We start from the raw sequence: 7942 nt of genomic DNA on the forward strand, positions 1-7942 counted from the left end.
AGCGGCCCGCGGCCGGGGCCGGGGCCGGAGAGGCCGCCGACGGGGCCCGCCCGGACCTGGTCGCCGTGCGCCGCCGCGGCGCGGGGACGGACCTGCCGCCCAATGCCTGACCCGCTGGCCCCCGCCGACCTGCTGGCCCTGGACCGCCGGCACGTCTGGCACCCGTACGGCCCGATGCCCGGCCGCGAGGCCCCCCTGGTGGTGGAGTCCGCGGCCGGGGTCCGGCTGCGGCTGGCCGAGCCGGCGGCGGGCCGGCGGGAGCTGGTGGACGGCATGTCGTCGTGGTGGTCGGCGATCCACGGCTACAACCACCCGGTGCTCAACGACGCGGTGCGCGAGCAGCTGGACCGGATGAGCCACGTGATGTTCGGCGGGCTCACCCACGAACCCGCCGTACGGCTCGCGGCCCGGCTGGTGGAGATCACGCCCGAGCCGCTGCGCCACGTCTTCCTCGCCGACTCCGGCTCGGTGTCGGTCGAGGTGGCCGTCAAGATGTGCCTGCAGTACTGGCGGTCGGTGGGCGAGCCGGGGCGGCGGCGGCTGCTGACCTGGCGCGGCGGCTACCACGGCGACACCTGGCAGCCGATGTCCGTGACCGACCCGGACGGCGGCATGCACCACCTGTGGTCGGACCTGCTGCCCCGGCACGTGTTCGCCGACGCGCCGCCGTCCGGCTTCGACGCCGCGCCGGACCCGGCGTACGAGGCCCACCTGCGGGAGCTGATCGCCCGCCACGCGCACGAGCTGGCAGCGGTGATCGTGGAGCCGGTGGTGCAGGGCACCGGCGGCATGCGCTTCCACTCCCCGCACTGGCTGCGGGTGCTGCGCGAGGCGTGCGACGAACACGGGGTGCTGCTGGTCTTCGACGAGATCGCGACCGGGTTCGGCCGTACGGGCGCGCTGTTCGCGGCGGACCACGCGGGCGTGTCGCCCGACGTCATGTGCGTGGGCAAGGCGCTCACCGGCGGCTATCTGACGCTGGCCGCCGCGCTGTGCACCTCGCGGGTAGCGGAGGGCATCTCGCGCGGGGAGGTTCCGGTGCTCGCCCACGGCCCGACGTTCATGGGCAACCCGCTGGCGACCGCCGTCGCGGGCGCCTCGGTCGACCTGCTGCTGGGCCACGACTGGCGGCAGGAGATCAAGCGCATCGAGACGGGGCTGCGGGAGGGCCTGGCGGAGGCCGCCGGGCTGCCGGGCGTACGGGACGTGCGGGTGCTCGGGGCGATCGGGGTCGTCCAGCTGGAGCGTGCCATGGACGGGGCGGCGCTGGCCGCGGCCACCCGGGCCGCCGTGGGCGCGGGCGTGTGGCTGCGGCCCTTCCGCGACCTGGTGTACACGATGCCGCCGTACATCACCGGCGACGAGGACCTGGCCCGGATCTGCGCGGCGGTGCGCGCCGCGGCGGCCGCCGCGGCCGGGGCGTGACGCGCCGCGCCGCGGCGGGCGACTTCGAGGGAAAGGGTGCGAGGAGACCATGTCGGTGCTGGTGGTCACGGGGACGGGGACCGAGGTCGGCAAGACGGTGACGACCGCGGCCGTCGCGGCGGCCGCGGTCGCGCGCGGCCGGTCGGTGGCGATGCTCAAGCCCGCGCAGACCGGCGTGGCCGAGGGCGAACCGGGTGACGCGGCGGAGGTCGCCCGGCTGGCCGGGCCGGTGACCTGCGCCGAGGTGGCCCGTTTCGCCGAGCCGCTGGCCCCGGCCACGGCGGCGCGCCGGGCCGGGCGCGCGCCGGTGCGGCCCGGGGAGGTCGCGCGGGCGGCCCGCGAACTGGCCGCCGGGCACGACCTGGTCCTGGTCGAGGGCGCCGGGGGCCTGCTCGTACGGTTCGACGAGGCGGGCTCGACGCTCGCCGACGTGGCCGCGCTGCTGGACGCGCCGGTGCTCGTCGTCGCCCACGCGGGCCTGGGCACGCTCAACACCACGGCGCTGACGGCGGAGGCCCTGCGCGCGCGGGGGCTGCGCTGCCTGGGCGTGGTCGTGGGCAGCTGGCCCGCGGACCCGGACCTGGCGTGCCGGTGCAACCTGGCCGACCTGCCGCTGGCCGCGGACGCGCCGCTGCTCGGCGCGGTGCCGCAGGGGGCGGCGGCGCTGGCGCCCGCCGACTTCCGCGCGGCGGCGGCGGACTGGCTGGCGCCGGAGCTGAACGGCCGGTGGGAGGCCCTCCGGTTCGCCGGGGCGGGCGCCTAGCGGCCGTGCCGCGGCGCCGGCACGGTCCACAGGTCGGCGGAGCGGTAGCCGTGGCCGTCCTCGGTGACGCGGCCTGACCGGCGGCCGCGGCAGCCGGGCCGCGGGCCGGCGGCCCGGCCGGGCCGGGTGAATCGGAGCGTATCCGCCCGGCGGGCGGCCGCGGTTGGGTAGGTTCGCCGCAACCGCGATCGAGGAGGGCACATGCCACGGCCGTTCCGCTTCGGCGTCAACCTGTTCAATCTCGGCACGCGCGAGGAGTGGCGGGCCAAGTGCCGCCGCGTGGAGGACCTCGGCTACGACGTGCTGCTGGTACCCGACCACCTGGGCATGCCCGCGCCCTTCTCGGCGCTGGCGGCCGCCGCCGAGGCGACGGAGCGGCCGCGCCTGGGCACGTTCGTCCTCAACGCGGGCCTGTGGAACCCCGTGCTGCTCGCCCGCGAGACGGCGACCTGCGACGCGCTGACGGACGGCCGGCTGGAGCTGGGCCTGGGCACCGGCTACGTCCAGGTCGAGCACGACACGGCCGGGCTGCCGTTCGGCTCGCCGCGCGAGCGGGTGGACCACCTGGAGAGAACCATAGCCACGGTGCGGCGGCTGCTGGAGGATCCGGAGCACCTGCCGCGGGCCGCGCGGGGGACCTGCCCGCCGCTGGTGCTCGGCGGCAACGGCGACCGGGTGCTGCGGCTGGCCGCCCGGCACGCGGACGTGGCCGCGTTCACCGGCGCGGTGCAGGTGCCCGGCGACCCCGGCGACCCCGGGGGCGGCATGCGGCTCCTCGGCGCCGACGCGCTGGAGCAGCGGGTGGCCGCGTACCGCCGCTTCGAGGCCGAGGCCAGAGCCGGGTCCGACGCCGGAGCGGGCGGCGAGGCAGGGGCGGGGGCCGAGCTGAACTTCCTGGTCCAGCAGGTGTGGGTCACCGACGACCGGCGCGCCAAGGCCCGGGAGCTGCTGGAGCACGCCCCCCACTTCACCGAGGACCAGCTCCTGGAGCACCCGGCGCTGCTCGCGGGAAGCGTCAAGGAGATCGCCGAGCAGGTGCGGGCGCACCGGGAGCGGTTCGGGTTCTCCTACTTCGTCGTGCTGGAGCCGTACCTGGAGGCGTTCGCGCCCGTGCTGGAGGAGCTGCGCGGCACCTGACGCTCCGCGCGGCGGCCCGGCGCGCACCGGCTCACGCGGGCGAAACCCGTTCGACACCCCGGTCGGCCCGGTGGTCGGATGCGGCCATGAGCGATCTTCGGATACGGGCCGCCGGGCCCTCGGACGCCGACGCCGTGCTCGCCTTCTGGAAGGACGCGGCCGAGGGGACCAGCGTCAGCGACGACCGGGACGGGGTCTTGGGGCTGATCGCCCGCGACCCGCGGGCCCTGCTGCTGGCCGAGCGGGACGGCGCGCTGGCGGGCACGGTCATCGCGGGCTTCGACGGCTGGCGCTGCCACCTGTACCGGCTCGCGGTGCACCCCGGCCACCGGCGCCGGGGGGTGGCCACCGCGCTGCTGGGGCGGCGGCCGAGCGGCGGTTCGCCGAGCTGGGCGGGCGGCGCGGCGACGCGATGGTGCTGGACGCCAACGCCCTGGCGCACCAGGCGTGGCGGGCGGCGGGCTACGCCCGCCAGCCGGAGTGGAGCCGGTGGGTTAAGCCGCTGCGTACGTGACCGCCCCGCCCCGCACCCGTTTTTGCCAGTCCTTTACCGTGGTCGGGACCGGTTTCCCCCGCCTCCGAGAGGTGTGAGTCCGCGCCCATGGGCGACCCACCCAGTAGCCGCCGCGCACCCTGCCCGCTCCTGCCCGATCCTGGGACGGAGGTGAACCGATGACCGAAGCCCTGCTGGTGGTCGTGGCGCTCGCCCTGTCCCTGGCGTGCGGCGCGTTCGTGGCGGCCGAGTTCTCGCTGACCACCGTCGAGCGCGGCGCGCTGGAGCGGGCGGTCGAGCGCGGCGAGCGGGGCGCGGACAGCGCCCTGAAGGCCGTGCGCGGCCTCACCTTCCAGCTCTCCGGCGCCCAGCTGGGCATCACGGTCACCAACCTGGTCGTCGGCATGCTCGCCGAGCCGTCCGTGGCCACCCTGCTGGCCGGGCCGCTCGGCGCGGCCGGGGTGCCCGGCTCCGCCGTGCACTCCACCGCGCTGGTGGTCGGCACCGCGCTGTCGACGGCCGTGCTGATGATCGTCGGCGAGCTGGTGCCGAAGAACTGGGCCATCTCCCGGCCGCTGCCGGTGGCGCGGCGGGTCGCCGCGCCGCAGCGGGCTTTCAGCGCCGCCTTCCGGCCGCTCATCGCGCACCTGAACAACACGGCCAACCGCACGGTCCGCCGCCTGGGCCTGGAGCCCGCCGAGGAGCTGGCCTCCGCGCGCGGCCCCCGGGAGCTGGCCGCGCTGGCCCGCCACTCCGCCCGGCAGGGCGCGCTGGAGGAGGACACCGCCGAGCTGTTCGTGCGCACCCTGAGCCTGGCCGACCTGACCGCGGAGAACGTGATGACGCCGCGCGTGCAGGTCATCGCCCTCGACGCGCGCGCCTCCGCGGAGGACGTGGCCAACGCCACGCGGGCAACCGGCCTGTCCCGCTTCCCGGTCTACCGCGGCAGCCTGGACACGGTGGTGGGCACGGCCCACATCAAGGACGTGCTGGCCGTCCCCGCCGAGCGGCGGCCCCGCCACCCGGTGTCCGCGCTGATGCGCGAGCCCCTGGTGGTGCCGGCGTCGCTGCCCGTGGACCGGCTGCTGGACCGGATGTCCGAGCCGGCCCGGCGGATGGCCGTGGTGATCGACGAGTACGGCGGCACGGCGGGCGTGGTGACCCTGGAGGACATCGTCGAGGAGATCGTCGGCGAGGTCAGCGACGAGCACGACCCGCACCAGGCGCCCGACCTGGCCCCGGCCGGGCTCGACTCCGACGGCCGGGCGCTGTACGACGCGGAGGGCGCGATCCGTACCGACCAGCTCGCCGGCATCGGCCTGCGCGCTCCGGAGGGCCCGTACGAGACCCTGGCCGGGCTGGTCGCCACCCGCCTCGGCCGCATCCCGGCCGAGGGCGACAGCCTGGAGGTGGCGGGCTGGCGCGTGGAGGTCACCGGCGCCTCCGGACACCGGGCCGCCCGGCTGCGTCTGCGCGCGCCGCTGCCCGGCGCCGGCGACCGCGGCGGTCCGGGCGGCGGGGAGGCCGCCGGATGACCGGCCTGACCGTCCTGCAACTGCTGATCGGCCTGCTGACGCTGGTGGCCAACGCCTTCTTCGTCGGCGCCGAGTTCGCCCTGGTCTCGGTGCGGCGCAGCCAGATCGAGCCGCACGCCGAGCGGGGCGACCGGCGCGCGCACCGGGTGCTGTGGGGCCTGGAGCACGTCTCGGCGCTGCTGGCCGCCGCCCAGCTGGGCATCACCCTGTGCACGCTGGTGCTCGGCGCGGTCGCCGAGCCGGCCGTCGCCCACCTGCTGGAGCCGGCCTTCCACGCGGCGCGGCTGCCCGGCGGCCTGGTCCACCCCGTCTCGTTCGCCATCGCGCTGGCCGTGGCGACGTACCTGCACATGCTGCTGGGCGAGATGGTGCCGAAGAACGTCGCGCTCGCCGAGCCGGTGCGCTGCGCACTGCTGCTCGGGCCGCCGCTGGTCGCCCTCACCCACGCGCTGCGCCCGGTCATCTTCGGCGTCAACGCCTGCGCGAACGCCCTGCTGGCGCTGCTCGGCGTGGAGCGCAGGGACGAGGTGACGGCCGCCTTCTCCGACGCCGAGCTGGCCCGGATCGTCTCCCACTCCAGCGAGGCCGGGCTGCTGGACACGCGGGCCACCGCGCGGCTGCGGGACGCGCTGGAGCTGGGCCGGCGGCCCGTGCGGGACGTCGTGCTGCCCGTGGAGCGGGTGGTCGCGGCCCGGCCCACGACGACGCCGGAGGAGCTGGAGCGGATGTCGGCCGCGTCGGGCTTCTCGCGCTTCCCGGTGGTCGACGCCGCGGGCCGCATCCTGGGCTACCTGCACGTCAAGGACGCGCTCGACGCGCGCCCGCGCGACGTACCGTTCGGGCCCGAGCACATTCGCCCCATCGCGCGGGTACGGGCCGAGGCGCCCATGGACGACGTGCTCACCGCGATGCGGGCCGGCCGCACCCACCTGGCGGCCGTGCTCGGCGCGGGCGGGCGCCTGGACGGCCTGGTGACCATGGAGGACGTGCTGCGCGAGCTCGTCGCCTGACCTCCGCGGCGGCGCCCCCGCCGGCCCGCGGCCCGCGGCCGGTGCGCCGCGCGGGGCGGGCCCGCCCGGCGCGCCGGCGGACGGGCCCGGCCGGGCGGGCCGTCACTGGCCGTACTGCGCCTCGTGCTCGATGATGCACGCCTGCCAGTGCGCCAGGGCCTCCTCCCGGCCGCCGCCCGCCTCCTCGGCGACGGCCAGCAGCGCGTCCGCGGCCATCGCGGCGAGCCGGACCGCCACCCGGCACACCTCCCGCGTGGTCAGCGGCTCCAGCAGGGCGACGGCCCCCTCGCTGTCGTCCGCCAGCGCGGCGGCGACCATGGCCATCGTCGTTCGGTCACATTCAAAGGCGTCCACGCCGAATAAGACTGCCCTGTAGCGCGCTGCGCGCAACCCGCCTGGCGCGAATGCACTCGCGGCGCCGTCCGAAACGGCCGGTATCACCGCGGTCGGGTAGCGGACGGGTCGTACCGGAAGACGGTGAACTCGGTCCGTCCGATGACCTTGGTCCGCGCCGTGCGCCGGTACAGCTCGGGAGGCTGGAAGATGTTGTCGTCGTAGATGTCGGCACCCGGCTCCACGTTCCACGTCACGGTCGTGCCGTCCCGGGCCCCGCCCTCGAAGAAGATGTTGGTCAGCGCCATGCGGCTCATGATGCGCGCGCGGACCGGCGCGCGCAGCCCGCGCCGCGGGTTCCACCGGACGGGCCGGCCGGGCGGCGCGCGGGACGGGACCGATAGGATCTGGCCGCCATGCCGACCAGCCCCGCGCCCGTCCCCGCGTACCGCAGCTTCGCCGCCGTCGGCGACTCCTTCACCGAGGGCATGTCCGACGCGCTGCCCGACGGCACCTACCGGGGCTGGGCCGACCTGCTGGCCGGGCGGCTCGCGCGGCACGCGCCCGGGTTCCGGTACGCCAACCTCGCCGTGCGCGGCAAGCTCATAGGGCAGATCGTGACCGAGCAGGTGGACGCCGCGGCGGCGATGGGCGCGGACCTGGTGACGCTGGTCGGCGGGCTGAACGACGTGCTGCGCCCGCGGTGCGACCTGGACCGGGTGTGCGGGCTGCTGGAGGAGGCGGCCGGCCGGCTGGCCCCCGGCTGCCGCCGGCTGGTGCTGATGCGCAGCCCGGCGCGCCGCGGCCCGGTGCTGGCCCGGGTGAGGCCGCGCGTGGAGCGGCTGTTCGCCTTCGTCGACGCGCTGGCGGCGCGGCACGGCGCGGTGGTGGTGGACCTGTACGCGTCGCGGGCGCTGGGCGATCCGCGGATGTGGGCCGAGGACCGGCTGCACCTGAACGCCGAGGGGCACCGGCGGGTCGCCGAGGCGGTCTGGCAGGCCCTCGGCCACCCGCCGGAGTCCGACTGGGACGCGCCGCTGCCGCCGGCCGTACGCCCCGGGTGGACGGCCCGCCGCGCCGCCGACGCCCGGTTCGCCCGCGACCACCTGGCCCCGTGGGTCGGCCGGCGGATCACCGGGCGCTCCACGGGCGACGGCCGGCCGCCGAAGCGGGCCGCGCTGCTGCCGTACGCGGCGCCCGGCACCGTCTCCGGCGGCGCGCCGGACGGCGCACCCGGCGCGGAGCC

General features: G+C 77.2%; 8 protein-coding genes and 1 pseudogene. 7 read left to right on the forward strand and 2 right to left on the reverse strand.

All coding sequences use genetic code 11. From position 1 onward, the window contains the following. Positions 1-102: 102 nt before the first annotated feature. From RKE29_RS25825 to RKE29_RS25850, 6 genes and pseudogenes are all read left to right on the forward strand, one after another. Positions 103-1425 (forward strand): adenosylmethionine--8-amino-7-oxononanoate transaminase, encoded by a 1323-nt coding sequence (locus RKE29_RS25825; RefSeq protein ID WP_312008055.1) that lies wholly within the window; start codon positions 103-105, stop codon positions 1423-1425. Between the two features lie 49 nt (positions 1426-1474). Continuing rightward, positions 1475-2188: a dethiobiotin synthase gene (gene bioD, locus RKE29_RS25830; RefSeq protein ID WP_312008056.1), complete on the forward strand. Its 714-nt coding sequence runs from the start codon at positions 1475-1477 to the stop codon at positions 2186-2188. 201 nt (positions 2189-2389) lie between these two features. Further along, a complete protein-coding gene (locus tag RKE29_RS25835; protein ID WP_312008057.1) occupies positions 2390-3325 on the forward strand; it encodes a TIGR03621 family F420-dependent LLM class oxidoreductase in 936 nt (311 codons plus the stop codon). 86 nt (positions 3326-3411) lie between these two features. Beyond that, a pseudogene (locus RKE29_RS25840) lies at positions 3412-3839 on the forward strand (GNAT family N-acetyltransferase). Positions 3840-3997: 158 nt separating this feature from the next. Continuing rightward, on the forward strand, positions 3998-5353 hold the full coding sequence (locus RKE29_RS25845; RefSeq protein WP_312008058.1) for a hemolysin family protein: 1356 nt from the start codon (positions 3998-4000) through the stop codon (positions 5351-5353). Positions 5354-5358: 5 nt separating this feature from the next. Further along, the gene (locus RKE29_RS25850; protein WP_312008062.1) at positions 5359-6363 is read left to right on the forward strand and encodes a hemolysin family protein; all 1005 of its coding nucleotides are present in this window, start codon (positions 5359-5361) and stop codon (positions 6361-6363) included. Between the two features lie 102 nt (positions 6364-6465). Here the strand turns inward: RKE29_RS25850 and RKE29_RS25855 are convergent, their stop codons facing one another. Both RKE29_RS25855 and RKE29_RS25860 read right to left on the reverse strand, forming a co-directional pair. Further along, positions 6466-6687, reverse strand: a complete 222-nt coding sequence (locus tag RKE29_RS25855) for a hypothetical protein (RefSeq protein ID WP_312008059.1) — start codon at positions 6685-6687, stop codon at positions 6466-6468. 113 nt (positions 6688-6800) lie between these two features. After that, on the reverse strand, positions 6801-7004 hold the full coding sequence (locus RKE29_RS25860; protein ID WP_312008060.1) for a hypothetical protein: 204 nt from the start codon (positions 7002-7004) through the stop codon (positions 6801-6803). Positions 7005-7112: 108 nt separating this feature from the next. Between RKE29_RS25860 and RKE29_RS25865 the strand changes: the two genes are divergently transcribed. After that, a partial coding sequence (locus tag RKE29_RS25865; protein ID WP_312008061.1) for an SGNH/GDSL hydrolase family protein occupies positions 7113-7942 on the forward strand: 830 nt, incomplete at its 3' end.

Source organism: Streptomyces sp. B1866, from assembly GCF_031932565.1.
In the GTDB taxonomy this organism is placed as follows: Bacteria; Actinomycetota; Actinomycetes; order Streptomycetales; family Streptomycetaceae; genus Streptomyces.